The 18,691-nt window shown below is 42.6% G+C and carries 22 protein-coding genes; 8 read left to right on the top strand and 14 right to left on the bottom strand.

The window, feature by feature from the left end; all coding sequences use genetic code 11:
- The first annotated feature begins 49 nt into the window (after nt 1-49).
- The gene (gene ahbC, locus LI82_RS08520) at nt 50-1,255 is read left to right on the top strand and encodes a 12,18-didecarboxysiroheme deacetylase (RefSeq protein WP_048195015.1); all 1,206 of its coding nucleotides are present in this window, start codon (nt 50-52) and stop codon (nt 1,253-1,255) included.
- Nucleotides 1,256-1,405: 150 nt separating this feature from the next.
- Here the strand turns inward: ahbC and LI82_RS08515 are convergent, their stop codons facing one another.
- Genes LI82_RS08515 through LI82_RS13125 form a run of 3 tightly spaced genes read right to left on the bottom strand, consistent with a single transcriptional unit; the run spans nt 1,406 to nt 2,447 of the window.
- A complete protein-coding gene (locus LI82_RS08515) occupies nt 1,406-1,765 on the bottom strand; it encodes a carboxymuconolactone decarboxylase family protein (protein WP_048195014.1) in 360 nt (119 codons plus the stop codon).
- Nucleotides 1,766-1,770: 5 nt separating this feature from the next.
- Nucleotides 1,771-2,301: a ferritin gene (locus LI82_RS08510; protein ID WP_048195013.1), complete on the bottom strand. Its 531-nt coding sequence runs from the start codon at nt 2,299-2,301 to the stop codon at nt 1,771-1,773.
- Nucleotides 2,298-2,447 (bottom strand): hypothetical protein, encoded by a 150-nt coding sequence (locus tag LI82_RS13125; protein WP_160174968.1) that lies wholly within the window; start codon nt 2,445-2,447, stop codon nt 2,298-2,300. The genes LI82_RS08510 and LI82_RS13125 overlap by 4 nt, the downstream gene beginning before the upstream one ends.
- Before the next feature lie 151 nt (nt 2,448-2,598).
- Between LI82_RS13125 and cca the strand changes: the two genes are divergently transcribed.
- Together cca and LI82_RS08495 are read left to right on the top strand one after the other, a co-directional pair.
- Nucleotides 2,599-3,939 (top strand): CCA tRNA nucleotidyltransferase, encoded by a 1,341-nt coding sequence (cca, locus tag LI82_RS08500; protein WP_048196166.1) that lies wholly within the window; start codon nt 2,599-2,601, stop codon nt 3,937-3,939.
- Between the two features lie 136 nt (nt 3,940-4,075).
- Nucleotides 4,076-4,306: a ferredoxin gene (locus tag LI82_RS08495; protein WP_048195010.1), complete on the top strand. Its 231-nt coding sequence runs from the start codon at nt 4,076-4,078 to the stop codon at nt 4,304-4,306.
- 61 nt (nt 4,307-4,367) lie between these two features.
- Here the strand turns inward: LI82_RS08495 and LI82_RS13205 are convergent, their stop codons facing one another.
- Nucleotides 4,368-4,520, bottom strand: a complete 153-nt coding sequence (locus LI82_RS13205) for a hypothetical protein (protein ID WP_167879770.1) — start codon at nt 4,518-4,520, stop codon at nt 4,368-4,370.
- A 231-nt stretch (nt 4,521-4,751) separates the two neighbouring features.
- Here LI82_RS13205 and LI82_RS08490 point away from each other — a divergent pair, with 231 nt between their 5' ends.
- Nucleotides 4,752-5,249, top strand: coding sequence for a flavodoxin family protein (locus LI82_RS08490; protein WP_048195008.1), 498 nt, complete (start codon nt 4,752-4,754; stop codon nt 5,247-5,249).
- Nucleotides 5,250-5,468: 219 nt separating this feature from the next.
- On the opposite strand, the gene LI82_RS08485 is transcribed toward LI82_RS08490, so the two are convergent.
- Nucleotides 5,469-5,963, bottom strand: coding sequence for a GNAT family N-acetyltransferase (locus tag LI82_RS08485; protein ID WP_048195006.1), 495 nt, complete (start codon nt 5,961-5,963; stop codon nt 5,469-5,471).
- 98 nt (nt 5,964-6,061) lie between these two features.
- On the opposite strand from LI82_RS08485, the gene LI82_RS08480 reads away from it, so the two are divergent.
- Complete coding sequence (locus tag LI82_RS08480; protein ID WP_048195004.1) at nt 6,062-6,244, top strand: hypothetical protein; 183 nt, start codon at nt 6,062-6,064, stop codon at nt 6,242-6,244.
- Nucleotides 6,245-6,392: 148 nt separating this feature from the next.
- On the opposite strand, the gene LI82_RS08475 is transcribed toward LI82_RS08480, so the two are convergent.
- From LI82_RS08475 to LI82_RS13695, 7 genes are all read right to left on the bottom strand, one after another.
- Nucleotides 6,393-6,899: a LamG-like jellyroll fold domain-containing protein gene (locus LI82_RS08475; RefSeq protein ID WP_048195002.1), complete on the bottom strand. Its 507-nt coding sequence runs from the start codon at nt 6,897-6,899 to the stop codon at nt 6,393-6,395.
- Nucleotides 6,886-7,302: a hypothetical protein gene (locus LI82_RS08470; RefSeq protein WP_048195000.1), complete on the bottom strand. Its 417-nt coding sequence runs from the start codon at nt 7,300-7,302 to the stop codon at nt 6,886-6,888. Before LI82_RS08470 ends, LI82_RS08475 begins: the two co-directional genes overlap by 14 nt.
- 327 nt (nt 7,303-7,629) lie before the next feature.
- Complete coding sequence (locus LI82_RS08465; RefSeq protein WP_048196164.1) at nt 7,630-8,469, bottom strand: DNA-3-methyladenine glycosylase family protein; 840 nt, start codon at nt 8,467-8,469, stop codon at nt 7,630-7,632.
- 38 nt (nt 8,470-8,507) lie between these two features.
- Nucleotides 8,508-9,098 (bottom strand): indolepyruvate oxidoreductase subunit beta, encoded by a 591-nt coding sequence (locus tag LI82_RS08460; RefSeq protein WP_048194998.1) that lies wholly within the window; start codon nt 9,096-9,098, stop codon nt 8,508-8,510.
- Entirely contained in the window at nt 9,095-10,900 is a 1,806-nt protein-coding gene (gene iorA, locus LI82_RS08455) for an indolepyruvate ferredoxin oxidoreductase subunit alpha (RefSeq protein WP_048194996.1), read from the bottom strand. The genes LI82_RS08460 and iorA overlap by 4 nt, the downstream gene beginning before the upstream one ends.
- 274 nt (nt 10,901-11,174) lie before the next feature.
- Nucleotides 11,175-12,254, bottom strand: coding sequence for a pentapeptide repeat-containing protein (locus LI82_RS12525; RefSeq protein ID WP_052402848.1), 1,080 nt, complete (start codon nt 12,252-12,254; stop codon nt 11,175-11,177).
- A 63-nt stretch (nt 12,255-12,317) separates the two neighbouring features.
- Complete coding sequence (locus LI82_RS13695; protein ID WP_449405413.1) at nt 12,318-12,461, bottom strand: hypothetical protein; 144 nt, start codon at nt 12,459-12,461, stop codon at nt 12,318-12,320.
- A 584-nt stretch (nt 12,462-13,045) separates the two neighbouring features.
- Here LI82_RS13695 and LI82_RS08445 point away from each other — a divergent pair.
- From LI82_RS08445 to LI82_RS08435, 3 genes are all read left to right on the top strand, one after another.
- Nucleotides 13,046-13,393 (top strand): TrmB family transcriptional regulator, encoded by a 348-nt coding sequence (locus LI82_RS08445; RefSeq protein WP_048194994.1) that lies wholly within the window; start codon nt 13,046-13,048, stop codon nt 13,391-13,393.
- Complete coding sequence (locus LI82_RS08440) at nt 13,394-14,032, top strand: 4Fe-4S binding protein (protein ID WP_201770316.1); 639 nt, start codon at nt 13,394-13,396, stop codon at nt 14,030-14,032.
- Between the two features lie 110 nt (nt 14,033-14,142).
- Nucleotides 14,143-17,190 (top strand): FAD-binding and (Fe-S)-binding domain-containing protein, encoded by a 3,048-nt coding sequence (locus LI82_RS08435; protein WP_048194993.1) that lies wholly within the window; start codon nt 14,143-14,145, stop codon nt 17,188-17,190.
- 12 nt (nt 17,191-17,202) lie between these two features.
- Here the strand turns inward: LI82_RS08435 and LI82_RS08430 are convergent, their stop codons facing one another.
- Both LI82_RS08430 and LI82_RS12520 read right to left on the bottom strand, forming a co-directional pair.
- A complete protein-coding gene (locus LI82_RS08430; protein WP_048194991.1) occupies nt 17,203-17,907 on the bottom strand; it encodes a hypothetical protein in 705 nt (234 codons plus the stop codon).
- Between the two features lie 10 nt (nt 17,908-17,917).
- On the bottom strand, nt 17,918-18,343 hold the full coding sequence (locus tag LI82_RS12520) for a TfoX/Sxy family protein (protein WP_081955796.1): 426 nt from the start codon (nt 18,341-18,343) through the stop codon (nt 17,918-17,920).
- Nucleotides 18,344-18,691 lie beyond the last annotated feature (348 nt).

Here is an 18,691-nt window from a genome sequence, read left to right as displayed (position 1 = left end):
AATGAGAAACGAAATTTTGTTCATTAACTAATATTGCAGGAGGATCACAATGATAGGAATCTCAAAACTCTATTGCGGAACTGTTGAACCATCAGACGCCCTTCGTTACGGGCGGGATTCAAAACGACTTCCTTCACACCTGCTGCAATTCGCAAAGGACAAGAAGCCTGTTGTCGTCTGGAACATGACCAGGCGCTGCAACCTTCGTTGTGTTCACTGCTATGCACACGCAAAGGACATCGAGTTCAAGGACGAACTTACTACCGAGCAGGGCAAGGAACTGATCGACGACCTTTCAGAGTTCGGCTCCCCTGTGATCCTTTTCTCAGGCGGTGAACCGCTGATGCGCAAGGACCTTCCTGAATTGGCAGAATACGCGATCTCCAAAGGAATGCGTGCGGTGATCTCTACCAACGGTACTCTTATCGATGAGGAGATGGCAAAGACGCTCAAGGAGATCGGTCTTTCATATGTGGGGATCTCCATTGATGGTGTGCGTGAGACCAACGACAAGTTCCGTGGCATGAAAGGTGCTTTTGATGCTGCAATGACAGGTCTTCGCAATTGCCAGAGAGAGGGCATCAAGGTCGGACTGCGTTTTACTATTAACAAGCAGAATGTAGCTGACATTCCTGCGATATTCGATATGCTCGAGGAAGAGAACATCCCTCGTATCTGTTTCTACCACCTGGTCTATGCCGGAAGGGGTACCAAGATCATCGACGAAGACCTCTCACTGGAGGACAGCCGCAAGACAGTTGACCTGATCATGGACCGCACAAAGCAGCTTCATGAGAAAGGAATGCCTGTTGAGGTACTGACAGTGGACAATCACTGTGATGGTCCATACATATACATGCGACTGGCAAAAGAGAACCCGGAACGTGCAGATGATGTCTACGAGCTCCTGCAGATGAACCGCGGTAATTCCACAGGTATCGGCTTTGGTTGCGTTTCATGGGACGGCTCAGTACACCCTGATCAGTTCTGGAGACACTACAGCTTCGGAAACGTGAAGGACAGGAAGTTCAGCGAGATCTGGACCGATCTTGACGATGAACTCATGGCAGGCCTTAAGGACAGGAAACCTCTCATCAAGGCAAATGCCGACAGGTGTGCAAAGTGCAAATGGTTCGATGTCTGCAATGGCAATTTCCGTGTACGAGCCGAGGCTGTTTATGACAATGTCTGGGCAGATGACCCTGCATGCTACCTGACAAAAGAAGAGATCGGTTATTACGACGGCGAAGAGTGAGCTTTCGCTCTTCGATTCTTGTTTTTATTATTCGGTTCTAAAAAAGTCTTTCTTCAGGGTTTGTTTTTTGACATAATTGGTCAGATAGCTGTGCTAATGTTCTATCGAGAACGCTAACATCAAAAAAAAAGTTAAGACCAGGATCAGGTCTTAGTATCCAAGTTTATCCATTTCCGGCAGCACATCGGTGCTGATGTCAGTAAAGTTCTGGATGCCGCCGGTCCATGCTGCCATCATCATTGCGTCCAGGACCTCTGCTCTTGTAGCACCGTGCTTCTTGAGCTTCACTAGGATCTTCTTGGCACTGTTGGTGTTGTTCTTTGAACATGCTATGGCAAAGACCATCAGGTGCTTGTTCTTCATTGAAAGTCCGTCTTCCCTGTCCTTCCAGATGGCCTTGTAGAATCCTGCAAGTCCCTGTCCGAAGTCATCGTCCATCTCTTTTGCCATCTTGATGGCCTTTGGCATGGAGCCTTTGACCTGCTTTATTTCTTCTGTATTTCCTGTCATTGATATCACCTGATCTGTGTCCAGTCGGTTACTGCTGCAGGCGGGTTGAATACCCTTGCAGAGAGTTCCTTATCGATAATGAACAGGCCGTTGCCTTCCTCGCCTGCAAGTTTGAGCTTGTCGATGATCTCATTGTCATTGCCTTCTTCCTCGATTTGCTCGGTGATGTACCATTGGAGGAAAATATGGGTTGCATGGTCCTTCTCTTCGATGGCAAGGTCCACGAGGTCGTTGATGGACTTTGTGATGAACTGCTCATGTTCAAGGGTTGCATAGAGCATGTCCAGTGCAGTGCCGAACTCCTGTGGTGGTTCGTCGATCTGCATGAGCCTGACAGGTGCTCCCTGATCGCTAACATAATTGTAGAGCTTCATGGCGTGGAGCATCTCTTCCTGGTACTGGACCATGAACCAGTTCGCAAATCCGTTAAGCCCGATGTTAGAGCTGTGAGCTGACATTGCCATGTAGAGATATGCGGAATACATTTCCTTGTTGATCTGCGTGTTAAGCGCATCTGTCATCTTTTCACTTATCATTTTAGAGACTCCTCCGTAGTGATGTATTCTTCTTCTTCTTCTTCTTCTTCTTCCATTCCAGAACTGGCTCCCCGATATTTCCGGTGTTCCCCCTGAGCCTCCGAATGGTATTTTTCTTCTGAAAGTACATTGAAATATAGTTTCAATCTGTATAAATGGTTATCTGTATTGGCAGATTTTGAATGGGGATACAGCACCTTTAAATCTGAATCTATTCGACTATCAAATTGTTCATCTCAAATGGTTTTATACCTTTGAGGAGTAGTACGTACAAGGACTATCATCGAGAGAGTGAACATGGAAGATATCAAAAACAGAATTCTGGATAAGATCAAGCCATCAGATGAAGAAAGGGAGCACCTGACCAAAGTGGCCGATGAGCTGATGTACAAGATCGATTGCATCACCTTTAAGGTCGGCCTGACCGGTGTGAAAACACAACTTGTAGGCTCAGCAGCCAGGGGTACCTGGATATCCGGAACCCATGATCTTGATATATTCATCATGTTCCCTGAAACCACAAGCCGCGAGGACCTTGAAAGCTATGGCCTTTCCGTTGGTCGCCAGATAGCAAAAGAGGCACAGGAGTGGGATGAGCACTATGCAGAGCATCCTTATGTGAAGATGAAATACGGTGGCTTTGATGTCGATCTTGTTCCATGTTACAGTGTTTCCAGTGCATCGTGCATCCTTTCTGCAGTGGACAGGACACCTTTCCACAATGAGTTCATAAAAGCTCATCTCAATGGTCGCGAGGATGATGTGCTGTTGCTCAAGCAGTTCATGAAAGGCACAGGTGTCTATGGCTCCGAGCTGAAGACCGAAGGATTCTCAGGTTATCTAACAGAGCTTCTGGTGATCAACTACGGTTCTTTCGAGAAAGTGCTGGAGGCTGCCTCTGAGTGGCGCCCGGGTCTGCTTCTGGATCTCATGGAACACGGTGCCCAGAAATTCGATGACCCTCTTGTTGTCATCGATCCCACAGACCCCAGAAGGAATGTGGCTGCTGCACTGTCCCTAGACAAGTTCTGCACTTTCATAGATGTTTCCAGGAGCTTCCTTGAGAAACCCGATGAAACCATGTTCTTTGCTTCTGCAGAACCTGCCATCTCTGATGCAGAGTTGCTGGACAGGATGGACCTCCGTGGTACATCGCTTGTAGCAATTGTTTTCAAGACGCCTGATGTTGTGGATGATATTTTCTATCCGCAATTTGCGAAGATGGAGCATTCCATCGTACCAATGCTTGAGAAGAATGAATTTACCGTTCTGAAGGCAGGCAAGTGGAGCGGTGAGGATTCGGTTGTATTCCTGGAACTGTTGTCAAAGAATCTGCCGGATGTTAAAAGGCATAGGGGGCCACCTGTGTGGGTGCGAGCTCATGCCGAGGCGTTCAGGGCAAAATATGTGGACAACCCGGATGCCTATTCGCTGACAATTCAGGATGGTTTCTATGTTGCCGAGATCCCACGCAAACATACTGATGCAGTTGTATTTCTGGAATCCGAAGTTGGCGGATGTTCCCTCGGGAAGCACATCTCTAAGAGCGTAAGGGAAGGCTTCACCGTTCTCGAGGGTGAACAGATACTTGATCTGAAGGATGAGGGATTGCGAAGCTTCCTCAACGGATGGCTCTGAGAGTCATCTGACAAATCTTTTTTATTTTGGATTTCAGCAACCAAGCGAGTGCTATAAATTACTGAAAATCAATAAGTACATACAAAGCTTTCAAAAATTGAAAGCTTTCATAAATACTTATTAGGGGGGCTTATTCATGGCAGATATAAATAACAAAGTAGCCGAAAATGTGGAAGGACTTTTTTACGTAGATGATCAGTGTATCGCTTGTCAGAGATGTATCGATGAAGCTCCGGAAAATTTCAGGATGAACGAAAACTTCTCACATTCTTACGTATACAAACAGCCGGAGAATGATACTGAAAAGAAGCATTGCGAATATGCCATGGAATCATGTCCTGCAGAAGCTATTGGAAATGACGGATAAACTTATGGAAATTACCCCTCAGGAAACCATGATCACATTGACAATGTGTTCCGGGATCGCTTTATAGTTTCCCCGGTCTGCAAAGGTACTTCATATCATTTGATGCTCTTCCGCAGTTTTTGCAGTAGAATTTCGCGCCTGTGACAAGTTCTTTGAATTCATCTTCCCTGTCTCTGATGTCGTCTTTTTTCCATGTACACATATTTCTCGACACACATACATCTCCTGGCAATGCACTTTAGAAAAATAATGAAATGCAATATATATCAATGCTTTATTAAGATTAAAAGTTGGTGTTGATCTGATTTGTTGGGGATAAAGTTTGTAAAGATTCCTTATTATAGTATATTTTTCTGTACTAATTTAATGTTTGTACATTTTACTAACCTCTGTCTTTATAAATGTATATATCCTAGTTTTTATATCAATCATAAGGTGTGAGTTCATGAAAACATTAGTAGCATATATGACACAGACAGGAAACACAAAGAAGATCGCAGAAGCTATTTATGGTGAAATTGCTGGCGAAAAGGACATCAAAGACATTAAGGATGTAAATAATTTTGAAGCTTATGATCTTGTATTTGTGGGCTTCCCGGTAATGCAATTCAACATTCCTGAGAATGTTTCAAAATTCGTAAAAGAGAATGTAGCTGGCAAGAACGTAGCATTCTTCATGACCCATGCTGTTCCTGAAGGATTTGAAGCCATACATTCATGGACTGGTTCCTGCAAGGATCTCGCAGCCAGTGGAAATTATCTTGGTACATTTGAATGTCAGGGTGAACTTGCACAACCTATTATTGATATGCTCTTAAAGTCCGATGACCCTCAGATGAAAACATTTGGTGAGATGGGTCCTTCCACAAAAGGACAGCCCGATGAATCCCGTGTTCAGAAAGCAAAGGAATTTGCAAAGGAAATTCAGGCAAAGGTCCAGTGACCGAATATTCCTGTTTTCTTTTTTTAAATCTTTGTACATTGCCCTTTGATTAATTTTGACTTTCAATCCTGTTTACTATTCTCAATATCTAATAACTTTACAACCTCTAGTAGAGAATTGAGGGGATATAGTATTGCTGTGTATAGCAGAAGTGGATCTCTGAGTCTTGAAGCTATCAAATAGATGAAAATGAATTTGAAATAACGTACACGAATGTATTCATTCTGCAAGCTCATCTATTCCTTTCGCATCCAGAGTGTGAACAACCCATTCATCTTCAGCTTTAGCACCCATTTTCTCATAAAATTTCCTTGCAGGATTCCAGTCCAAAACCACCCAATCCATTGTCCCGCAATCTCTCTCTTTTGCAATCTTCGCACAATGTTTTAGAAGTGCTTCTCCAACCCCTAATCCGCGATATTTAGAATCAACATATATAGCTTCAATGTAGAGTCCGCGTTTTCCAATATATGCAGCAAAGTTGTGGAAATAGAGTGCTAATCCGGCGGGGTTGTTGTTGATCTCAGCTATCACTGCTTCTACACATGGTTCTTTTCCGAATAAAGAAGTTTTCATGTCATCTTCGGTTGCGGTCAGAGTGTGAGCTAATTTTTCGAATTCAGCAAGGGATCTGATGAAGATCATTATTTGGGCTGTGTCAATCTCGGTTGCAGGTCGGATAATTACTGGTGGAATAGAGAGATCTTGTTCCATAACTATACTGTTTCAGTATTTAAAAAGATAAATTTGATCCTTAGCAAAATTAAAATCTATCCAAATTCAACGATTTTAGTAGGACAATCGGGCAGTATGTGGAACATCCTGAGCATAAGTCTAATGGAGAGATTGGGATTCTTGAGAGGAGACATGTTCATGCTGATGGTGTTGTTTACATTGGGAAGGAAGCAAATAATATTGATAAGCAGGAATTGGATGTGAGGCAGGCTCAGGTATTTGTTGATGAAGATGAGATTAAGAAGACAATTCTATCTTAAACTCCTGATGGAGCTAGGGAAATTGGAATCAAGCATAGGAGCACGCTGGAAAAATAAAAGATCGAGTAGGGGAAGGGAATTTTAAGTTGGATACAAAGGTGATGAGGAAGATATTCACTATCGACGCTTGATGGTATTCTTTACTTTTTTACCAACGATGTATTCTGTTTATTGGTAGAACAACAGTTTGATTTAGACCAAAGAAATAAAAAGTCCCATTATCTCCAAATATTTGTTTCACTTCAGCTGGAAACATAACAGAAAAGTCGTTGGTCATTTTAACTCCAGAGAGGTCTCCTTCTTTAACATCAACGATTACATAGTCTCCAATTTCAACTTCTTTATCCATTGATTTTTTATCTACGGTTTCTACTTTTTCACCATTGAGATATAGTGTTGTATAATCACCTTTCACAACTAATGCAACGAAAGTATCATCTTTAATATAGGTAGCTATTTCGGTCTTAATCTTTCTATATCCTATTTCAGGGTCAAGTACAAAAACTCTCAATTGGGATCCCAATTTAGTAATAAATATACTAACGCCCTCTTGCGTATAGATTGGAGGAAAACGAATTGTACTATTTAAATTACTCCATTTTGGATTTTCCGAGATTCGAATCCAAAAAGTAACTGAAAATTCATCTTTTGGCATCTTCGTATTCCTTCTTAAATTTAAATTCCAGATTATCAATATCTTTTAGATCAATCTGTTTTGGTTCAGATGTTTTTCCATCAACAATTACTGTCGTATATTGATTTGATGATTGAGTTAAAGTATTTTCAAAACGGTCTAACCTTGTGACCACCGAATCTTTAAACTCATCCAATTCTTTCTTAATTTTAAACCCATATATTTCAATTTCGGTAAATATCAAAAACAACGGCAATATAATGAATATGATTAAAATTAGTGATGAGAAACGATCAAAGACTATAATGTCCCCTAAAAAATATAGAACTACTTGGTATACTATAAGCAAAATTAGATAATATGCCGCTAACGACATAATTTCATGAGTGGCACTTTTAGCACTCTTTTCATTCTTTTCACTCATTGTAATCTAGAATGGTTACCATATTTTAAAAAGATATCTAAATTTTTAATATGCATTTTTTGTTCTAGAATCTAAAGTGTGATTTGTAAAAATTATGCACAACTTCATGAAAAAACATTTTATTTATACTTTGATGTTTAGGCATTGGTTGTATAGTGGATTCACACAATCCCGTTCACTTTTCTAGCGTTGTATATATCCCCAACGTGCCATGCGGGGGGTTGGAGTCGAACCATCTCACTTTTGTATAGGACAGCAACTATGGTTTAACAATCGGGGCAATTTTAACCAAATTATTTGAACAGCGTGGGAATATACTGAGTAGGATTAGATAAGTCCCTCGAGACGCTTCTGGTAAAACAAATATTGCTGTGCATAGCCGCAGTATTTCCCGAAATAGTGCCTGCCCCAGTTCCCTATTTTTGTTTTGGTGGCCTTGCCTTCAAAGAACGGATCGTCGCCATAGTAGGTCCTGACGATCTTCTCAACATGGGTATCCACAGGGAAGCCTTCCATTTTGTCAAAGGCGAACAGCAGGATGCAGTCGGCGACCTTCTCACCGATACCCTCCAGTGACATCAGCTCCTTCTTTGCAGCGGTGTAGTCAAGTCTGAAGAGGTTATCAAGAACGATATCCTCGGTGACAACAACATATGCTGCCTTGATTATCCTGGCTGTCCTGAATCCCATCTTGCATTCACAGAGATCATCGCAGCAGGTGGAAGCGAGGTCTTCTGCTTTCGGGAAGCTGTAAAGGCCGTCTTCCAGTTTTTTCCCGAACATTGCTGAAAGCATGGCTATGTTCTTCTTTATTCTCGGGATGTTCGAGGCGGTGGCAAGCATGTAGGAGATCAGGCATTCCCAGGGGTCCTGGCGTATAAGACGCAATCCGCGATACTTGTTGATCGCGATGTCCATGTGCTCGTCCTTGTTGATCTGCTCAAAAATTGCAGGCAGGTCGTCGTCGAGCCTGAAGTAATGATAAAAGAAATCTTCATCTAGGGATGAATCAACCAGAAGTTCACCTGTCTTAGGATCCTGGTTTATGCGTGCAACGGCACCGTTGACCACTCCTGTCCACCAGTCTCCGTCCTTGTCCCAGCGGAATACCTGGCCGCAGTCAAGCGTATAATCCAGGTCGAAATCTTCTGTCTTGATGGTGTACATCTCTGGTCTTGAAAACAAAAAGAAATTGAAGTATGGTCTTACTCGACCATGCTTCTTCCCATTTCGAAAGCCTTTACGTTCGTGTCAATGGTCTTTGGAGGGACCATTTCTTTAACGCGATCTAGCAGGGTTTCTGTCTTGATCGGCAGGAAGTTGGAGACTGCTCCAACAAGCACGACGTTCATTGCCTGCCTGCTTCCAGCCTCTGCTGCCTTCTCGCTTGCATTGAAAGCGATGACACGGTGTGTTTCCTTCAACTTTTCCACGATGCTGTCAACGGATGGGTAAGTTGCCTTTCCTGTTGTGACAGTTACCGGGTAAACCGATTCGGTGTTCATTATGATCACGCCGTCGTCTGCGAGGTACTCGATGTAACGCAGGGCTTCCACGGGTTCAAGTGCCAGGAGGCAATCTGCTCCCTTGAGTGGGATCATGGAACCGAGCTCACATCCGATACGAACGTGATTGACCACTGAACCGCCACGCTGTGCCATTCCGTGGGTCTCTGCTGCCCTTACGCCTTTTCCTTCAAGGACCGCTGACCTTCCGATGATGTCTGATGCAAGGATGGTTCCCTGCCCGCCAACACCTGAGATCACAAGATCGAATTCAGAAGCTTTGCTGCTCATTTCTGCACCTCCACGATAGCATCGAACTTGCAGGTCGCACTGCAGAGTCCACAGCCTGTGCACATTGCATTGATATGTGCTTTCTTTGTTTCCTTATCGAACTCGATTGCCGGACATCCGAGGTTGACGCACATTCTGCATCCGATACATTTCTCTGTATCTACCCTGAACGGAATGCGCCTGACACCTGCTCTGCGTGCGTGGATGACACATGCCTGTCTGGTGATCACCACGGAAGGACCTTCAAAGTCCTTTGCACGTTTGAACACTTCTTCTGTTGCCTTGACATCGTATGGATCGACCGTTTCCACGAACTCTGCACCGAGTCCGCGGCAGAGGAGTTCCATGTCGATCTCCTTTGTAGGCTCACCTGTGGATGTGAGTCCCATACCTGGGTTTGGCTGGTGTCCTGTCATTGCGGTGATGCGGTTGTCAAGGATGGCTATTGTGATGTTGGACTTGTTGTAGACAGCATTGAGCAGTCCGTTGATTCCTGTATGGAAGAATGTGGAATCTCCAATGGAGCAGCAGATAGGCTGCTTCTCGCCTGCATTGTAGATGCCTGATGCAACGGTGATACTGCCACCCATACAGAGTGTTGTATCGACTGTTCCATTCTGAACTCCGAGTGTGTAACAACCGATGTCACTTGGGAACACAGCGTTCTTGCCGAACACTTTCTTCATTGCGTGATAGGTAGCACGGTGTGAACATCCCGCACAGAGTGCTGGTGGCCTTGGTGGGAGTTCAAGTTCTGCTTCAGCGATCTCCGGAACATCGACTTCGATGTTGAATGCTTTTCCAATTGCCCTTACGCAGGCATCGGTATTGAGCTCGCTGACCCTTGGGATGTATCCTCCTGTCTTGCCGAGTATCTTTACAGGGCTGTCAATATCCTTTGCGAGGACCTTGCAGCGGTCTTCGACTATTGGTTCAAGCTCTTCGATCACAAGCACTGTATCACACTGCTCGTACATCTTCTTGATAAGACCTTCAGGAACAGGATATGCTCCGATCTTCAGGAAGGATGCTTCCAGACCGAGGTTCTCCATTGCTTCCTTAGCATATACTGAGGCCAGACCTGATGCGATGACACCGATCTTTGAGTTTTCATTGATGTTGAGCTCGTTCCATGGTGAGTTCTCAAGCTCTTCCATGATGCCTTCCTGTATTCCAAGAAGGTGTGGGTGACGAATTACTGCATTGCTTGGTACCATTACCCAGCGTGAGGTGTCCTTCTCGAACTTTGCCTCTATCTTGTGGTCGGTGATGGTTCCAAGTTCGATCTCAGACTTGCCGTGTGATATCCTTGTTGTTGGCCTGAAGATCACAGGGATCTCGAACTTCTCGGAAAGCTCGAAAGCGTATGGGATCATGTCCTTTGCTTCCTGTGGTGTGGAAGGGTCAAGACATGGCATAAGTGAGAATTCGGAATACTTACGTGTGTCCTGTTCATTCTGTGATGAATGACATGCAGGATCATCAGCGACAATGATGATCATTCCACCCTTGACACCCATGTAGGCAAGTGTCATAAGAGGGTCTGCTGCAACGTTTAGACCGACGTGTTTCATTGTTACCACAGAACGCACACCTGTCATGGCAGCTCCTGCAGCAACCTCCATAGCAACTTTTTCATTAACTGACCATTCAACGTAAAAATCACGTTCTTTCATTGCAGATAACGTGTCAACGATCTCAGAAGAAGGTGTACCGGGATACCCGGAGATAACTTTACCTCCTCCTTCCACAATACCGCGTGCGATCGCCACGTTTCCAAGCATATACTCGCGTGTGCTCATGTTAATCTCCTGCCGTTTTGATAATAGTCCATCATTGATAAATATGTAGGTAAAATCCGGCAGGTGATTCTTTTTTGGAATGTCTGTTGTTGTACGTTGGTGTATATGTATTGGATTTGAGAGCTTTTGTTCACTTTTTATGTTTCAATTTTTAGTTTTTAATAGGAATAATGCCCTTAGATTGCAATTCTATATTTGATTTTAATAAATTGTAAAAAAGTAAAATGGGATTATATTCGTAATCCACATTTTATCATTATCAATATCTCTATAATTATTGATGTCTTACTTTATTACCTAAAATAAATCCAAGTAATCCAATCAATAATATGCTTATTATTGTTTGTATTAGACTAATTAATTGAATCAGATTAGGTACATTTGTCAATTCTTCGGGATTGATTGTCACCATTCTTTGAAAACTTATCCATAGTGCTTGGTTAATGGATGTTAAAGATAGTTCAATGTAATATATAAGAGCAAAAATTAGTAGTGTAGCAAACAACGTTCGTGTTATTCTTGTCAGACTTTCGCCATATTTACATGAAATGTCAGCAATATAATTCCAAAAAATTTCATTATGCATTTTAAATTTTACATAATATGAGCTCTTCTTCTTCTTAATCTCCAATTCGTTTTTCAATCGTTTGCGTTCAATCCTTTTAGCTTGTACATAAGCCCAATTGGAATCGTGCATATAACCTTTAGTCAACCAAAACCCACTCAGAGATCTAAAGATATCTTCTGCATCTAAAAATCGATCATTTAATGATTTTTCCAAATTCCAATCTCTATTTTTAATGCCACGCTCTTTTGAGTATTCCAGAAAGTCTCTGTAAGTATCTTCATCTTGCTGTAAGATTTTGCCATCTTTAAGATTATCTTTTCTTATAGTTGCACCTTCGCTAAAATACGTACAATACAAGCTACTATTTCTTATTTTACAATGTCGAAAAACGACTACATTTTTAAAAAGAGCTCTATAAAAGTCGCAATATTTAATATTTGAATCTTGAAATGTTGCCAGATTTATATCACAATATTTAAAATCACCCCATGAGACCTTAGCCTTACGAAATCTAGACTCTATTAGTTCACATCTCCTGAAGTTAATCTTTTTAAGTACCGATAAATCAAAATTACAGTTTATTAAAAGTGATTTCTCAAATGTAACATCTTCAAGTTGAGCATTTTTAAAAGTAACATCATAAATATTCGAAGGGTCATAATTACAGTCTTCGATAAGTGTATCATCAAATATTACATTTTCAAGTTGTATATCTTTAAATGTAACATGTTTGATTTCTGATGAATCAAAATTGCAATCTTTTATCAATGCATTATCAAATTTCACATCTTCAAGTTGAGCACCTTTAAATGTAACATCTTTAATATTAGATAGACTAAAATTACAGTCCTATACATTTGCATTATCAAATGTTACATTTTCAAGTTGACTCTTTTTAAATGTAACATTTTTAATCTTTGATAAATCAAGATTGGAGTTTTTTATAAATGCATTATCAAATGTTACATTTTCAAGTTGAGCACCTTTAAATATAACATTATTAAGTATTCTACCTTGCTGACCTTCCTTAGAAAAGATTACATTTTTAATAATGTAATCTGAGAAATCACACCCATCTACATCTGTTTCGGACTAATCTTTATCTTCGATGCGTTTAGGCTCTAAAGAGTTTTTTTCACAATCACAATCTGAAGATACTTGATTGTTTATTTCAATACCCCCAATTATCTATAAGATTATAACTATTTAAAAATCTCGCCATGGTCTGATGATATTTTAAATATTGGAATTTTCAGCAACCTGGTGTTTGTGATTCAAAACCCGAGAACAGGTCTGATGATACCAATTTAAGATATGAGGTGGGGATATACAGCTTTAGAGTCGTAAATGAAAATATGAGTTGTTTTTAAGCCGCCTTCCTAATGCACAAACTTACTGTTTGAGGCACTTTATATGGATCCAATTCAAAGTTAAATAACTAGTGCATTTTGGAGACTGCCAGATCCTCGCAGTTATCCACGGTACTGCCAAAACCATCCCTCTTTTTCCAGTACTTAACCATGTTTATATACAACTGTGAGAATTTAGCAGTACTGACAATAAATGAAGGTGATTCAATGATCGATTTCGCATGTAAGGAATTCAAAATTAAAGATGTGATAAAATGTGCTCTGAACCTGACACGGGCTGACATGAAAGTGCTGGAGTACTTCTTTGAAGAGCCTGATATTTGGAGCAAAACGGAACAGATTGCAACCCTGACAGAACTCGACCTTTCAACCGTCCAGAGGTCTGTTAAGAAACTGCATGAGAAAGGCATACTCACAAAATCACAAAACAACCTCGATGGAGGCGGATATTCATTCATTTACAGGATAAACAACAAAGCAGAGATAAAAGAGCTGATTATGGGCATTGTCAGCAAATGGGTGGCGAAGGTCGAACAGGAACTGGAGGACTGGTAAATGTTTAACACAAAACCATATCTTGATAAAATACGACCTTATCTTGGCTCACTGGTCATCATAGTCTCCCTTGGAGGTCTCTGGTATCCTATACTGGGTTACTTTATGCTCGTTGTAATGGGAACACTGTTCATCACCAGTATCTTCAGAGGTCGCTGGTTCTGTGGTAATCTCTGTCCACGTGGAAGCTACTTCGATTACGGCATAATCAAGATATCAAAGAAAAGGAAGATCCCGAAGATCCTGTCAAGCATGTGGCTCAGGATCCCTGTATTCACAGCAATGATCACTTTCATGATGTATCGTATCTCGGTCACATTTGCTGCACAGAACACCTTTGATCTCATCGGTACCATCTTTGTCTCGGTATGTCTTATGACGACAATCATCGGCACAATCCTTGGTGGGCATTTCAACACAAGGTCCTGGTGTAACTTCTGTCCAATGGGAACAATGCAGAGGATCATCGGCGGTAACAAATACCAGCTTCAGATGGATCATGATACCTGTGTTGACTGCAAGCTCTGTGAGAAGGTCTGTCCGATGCAATTGAAGGTTCGCGATATCGGCAACAACCCTGACTGTATCAAATGCGGAAGATGTGTTGACAAATGTCCGAAGGATTCACTTTCATTCTAAAATGAAGAACATGTTTTCCAATTTTTTCTTTTTTAAAATTGGATAAATCTCACAATTAATGTAATAAGTTTATATTGAAAAACGACCCACATTATAAGGGGGAAGAACGTATGGCAAAAAACACAGCAAACCTCACCTCCTCTCAGGAGGAAGAACTCGGTGGCATATTTGGCGACCGCGTGAATTTCAGCAAACGAGAAAGACACTTCTACTGTCATGATGTCGGTGCACTTCCGTCAATGGCAAAGATGATGTTAGGAAATACCGACCCTGCAGCGATAGTAAAACTTCGCACAGAGGAAGACATTGTCAAGCTAATGGGCTTTGCCCGTAAACATTCCATTCCTATTGTTCCTCGTGCCGGTGCATCATCCGGTTACGGTGGTGTCATTCCTACAAAGGGCGGTATCATTGCAGATGTCAACCTGTTGAACGACATCATATCCATCGATGCTGAGAACATGACCGTTACAGTCGGTGCAGGTATCGTATGGGAGCGCCTTGAGAAAAAGCTCAATGAAAAGGACCTTTCTGTATGTGCCATGCCTTCAAGTGCCCCCGCAGCAACAGTAGGTGGCTGGCTTGCACAGAACGGTATAGGATACGGCAGCTATGAATACGGCTGGTCGCAGGACACCATGGTATCTGCAAGGGCAGTATTGCCAAACGGTGAGGTCAGGGATTTCACAGGCGATGAAATGGACAGCCTCATCGGAAGTATGGGTACTGTCGGTATCATTACACAGATCACCCTTAAGGTCCGCAATATGGAAGATACTGCATCCATTTCAGCAGAATTTGCTGATTCAGAATCCATGCAGAAGGCCCTTCAGGCAGTAGCTGCAGAAAAAGTGCCACTCTGGTCAATATCATTTATAAATCCCGATTGGGCAGGCATGAAGAATGAAATGCCATTTTCAACCCATCACGGCGAACCGGTTGTTGAGGACAGACCGGAATTGCCTGCGTCATATATTTGTAACTTTATTTATCCTGAGTCAAGGGATGTTAGTGCCCTTGAAAATATCATAACCAGTAATGGTGGCAAGATCCTTTCTGAAGAAATATCCAAACATGAAGCAGGCGAGTGGTTCCGCTCCATGAAGGTCAAGAGGCTTGGTCCTTCGTTCATCCCTGCGGAGATAATTGTTCCTGTCGACAAGGTCGGCAAGGTCTTCAATGAGATCAAAGCTAAGGTAGATCTTCCTGTACTAATAGAAGGTATGGTGGAGAAGAACGGAAACGTGATACTGCTCTGTTTCATTCCTCACTCTGAGAGATCCTTCAAGTTCAACCTTGCATTCACACTTGGAATCAGCATCATCAAGATCGCCGAGGAGAATGGTGGCAGGATATACGCTTCAGGTCTCTACTTCGCAAAGGAGGCCGAGAAGGTTTACGGAGACCGCCTGAAGAAGATGCTCGTCCTCAAGCAGCAGGTCGATCCGGATGATATCATGAACCCGGAGACAATTTCAGGTAAAGGCATCCTCAAGGCCGGTATCTCAATGTCCAAGGCATTCGAGCCGATCATGAGGTTCGTCGGAAACAGAAGCGGTGTAGGTGAAGAGACCTTCAAAAAGCAGAAAGATATCCCTGCAGACATCGTATCACATGCATACACCTGTGCACAGTGTGGTTACTGTGTGGAAGAGTGTGACCAGTACTACGGTCGCGGCTGGGAATCCCAGTCCCCGAGAGGTAAGTGGTTTTTTATCAAGGAATACCTTGCCGGCAGGGACAAGATGACACAGGAGCAAGTGGATACTTTCCTTGCCTGTACGACCTGCGAGCTCTGTGATCACAGATGCCAGCTTGACCTTCCGATCAACGATTCCTGGATGACCATGAGAGAAGAACTTGTCGTGGAACGTGGCATGATGACCATCCCACCGTTCGAGATCATGGCTTCCAGCCTGCTCAAGGAAAGGAACATCTGGGGAGAGTACCTCAAGAACAGGGAAGAATGGATGCCTGAGGACCTTAAACCCAAGATAAAGGACAAGGCTGAATATGCTTACTTCGCAGGCTGTACAGCTTCCTTTGTTGAGAAGGACATCGCTGAAGCTTCAGTTCGTCTGCTGACAGATGCAGGAATGGAGATCACATATCTCGGCAAGGAAGAGTCCTGCTGTGGTATCCCTATGCTTGCTGCCGGTAAGTGGGATGTTTTCGAGAAGATCATGAGGATGAACATCGAGAACATGAAGAAGAAAGGTGTAAAGACCGTTATCACATCCTGTCCTGCATGCTGGCTGGTATGGGACACCTTCTATCGCCAGTGGGCGGAGAAGCTTGGCATCGAATACGATTTCGAGGCAAAGCACTACTCACAGGTGCTTCAGGACAAGCTCGACGTACTTTCCGAGAAGTTCGTAACACCTCTTGACAAAGTCGTCACAGTCCACGATGCATGCCACATGGGTCGTGCCGGTGGTATCTATGAGCCACCAAGGGATCTTATCAAATCTGTTCCAGGTGTCGAACTGCGTGAAATGGAGCACAACAGGGCAGAAGGTCACTGCTGTGGTTCAGTTCTGACACTGGTCGCTGACCCGGCTATCGCTAACGTCGTTGGTAACATGAGGCTGAAGGAAGCTGAGGATATCGGTGCTGACATTATGGTCGCTGCCTGTCCATGCTGCCAGGTACAGCTGAGGATCGCTGCAGAGAAGAGTGGCAGTCCGGTGGATGTCCAGGACCTTTCAGCAACAGTCGCCCGTAGCATGGGATATGATATTCCTGATACAACGAACACCGCACTCACAGCATGGGTTACATTCGACCAGATGATCGCCCTCCTCAAGCCTGAGAACATGACCGATCTGATGGTGGAACTCCTCCCACAGATGATGGCTGCAATGCCTGCTCCACTGCGTGGTATGATGAAGATGGTCAAGTACGTACCTGGTATGGACCTCATGATGAAGCCAATGATGCCTGTCATGATGCCAATGCTTCTACCAGGCATAATGCCAAAGGTCATGCCTGACATGCTCAAGGCTGTGGAGAAACGTGTGCAGATGTCCGATGACATGAAGGAACAGATGCCTGATCTCATGCCACAGTCAATGGAGAACCTGATGCCTAACATGCTTCCGCAGATCATTCCACTGCTTACGCCGAGGATGATCAAGTACATCAAGGAAGATATGTGATGCAAAACAAGGTCAGATTGCAATAGGACAATAGTACCAGCCAATAAAGTCTTTTAAAGAGGACAGGGGAGAGCTCTTCCTGTTCTCGCTGTTTTCGATATCCAGAGATGTTACATTTCCTTCTCCGAGATAATATGACCGGGCTATCAGATACAAAAGGTCATTTTTCTTAGTAGTGAAATTGTTCGTGTCTTTTGTACCGTAATATGCTATGAAATAATCCTCGCTCTTTTCAAGGAACGGGGTTTTATAAACGATGAAGTAACCTGATGTTTTTGTTCCTTGGTATTTGGTTACATCAAATACCCGTGGTCCGTTGGTAGGTTGCCAATTTTTTCCGCGATCATTGATAACTTTGTTCAGCTCGTTTGTGATATTTACTTCGACAATTTCAACCTGTCCTGATTCCTTTAAATATTCTGATAATTTTTGCTCACCTTCTAGAAAAGAAGATTCCTTTTCAAAATACCACACACACATGATCGTGGAATTTGAGTACCTTCCGGCTGCTGAGTATTCAGAAATAGCTGGGAATAAAGAAAGATCTTCTTCATTATCACTTGCTCTATCAGGTAGATACCATTCTTTCATGATCTCAGCAGGAGGTAATCCCGGGCCAATTATCAGATATGTGGATACTACATAGATGGAAATAGCTAACAGGGACAATAAAACAAGTATAGATAATCTCTTACGAGTTCTCAGGGCTTGAAACATCTCACATCACCTAAAAAAGAAAAGATGTGATCACAGCATCATTTCTCGCTCTTTTTTGTTTTCCCGGAAGTTGCTTTTTCTTCTTTTCCTTTTTCTCTTTCTTCGGCAAGGAACTCACATAGCTATACGAGATATCCAGCCATTTCCTGAACTCGATCTCATCATCATATACTGCCAGTGGAATCAGGGCATATTCCCTCATGCGCCTGCCGTTTGGTGTGAAAGGTGCTGCTTCATCGTATTCTTCATAGAGATTCTGCTGATCTTCTTCCTGCAGGCGCAGCATGATCCCGTCACCATGAACACCGATGAACATGTTGCCATTTACAAAATAGACAGGGCTGCCGAACATCTTCCGAAACTCAACATCATATTCAGAAACGGCTTCTCCCATCAGTTCCCCAAGTTCCTCTGAAGCTTTCTTCCACGCTGTCATACTAAAAAGTATTGAGAAGATGGAATATATAAGTAACGTCAGGGCAAATTCATTTCAAAAATGCTGATAAATTGATCATTCAGCAGGATTTGGATAAGCTTATTGTTCTTCATTTCTGTCAAATAACCATCTGATGAGTTAATGTTATTACTATAATCTTGATTTAACTAAAATAACATGAAATGTGAAATATGTATTAATGGATGTGTAAAAAGAGTAATTTTTGGATAAATACTTTCATATAATATTCATGTACACTAGCTTTTATGTCCTTTGCCAACAGTGATTTATATGTTACCCTGTTGAATGTTATATATTCTAATATCATCTCCAAATAATAAGGTGAAA

This window comes from Methanococcoides methylutens, from assembly GCF_000765475.1.
GTDB classification, from domain to species: Archaea; Halobacteriota; Methanosarcinia; order Methanosarcinales; family Methanosarcinaceae; genus Methanococcoides; species Methanococcoides methylutens.
This window is presented reverse-complemented; position numbering and strand designations above follow the sequence as displayed.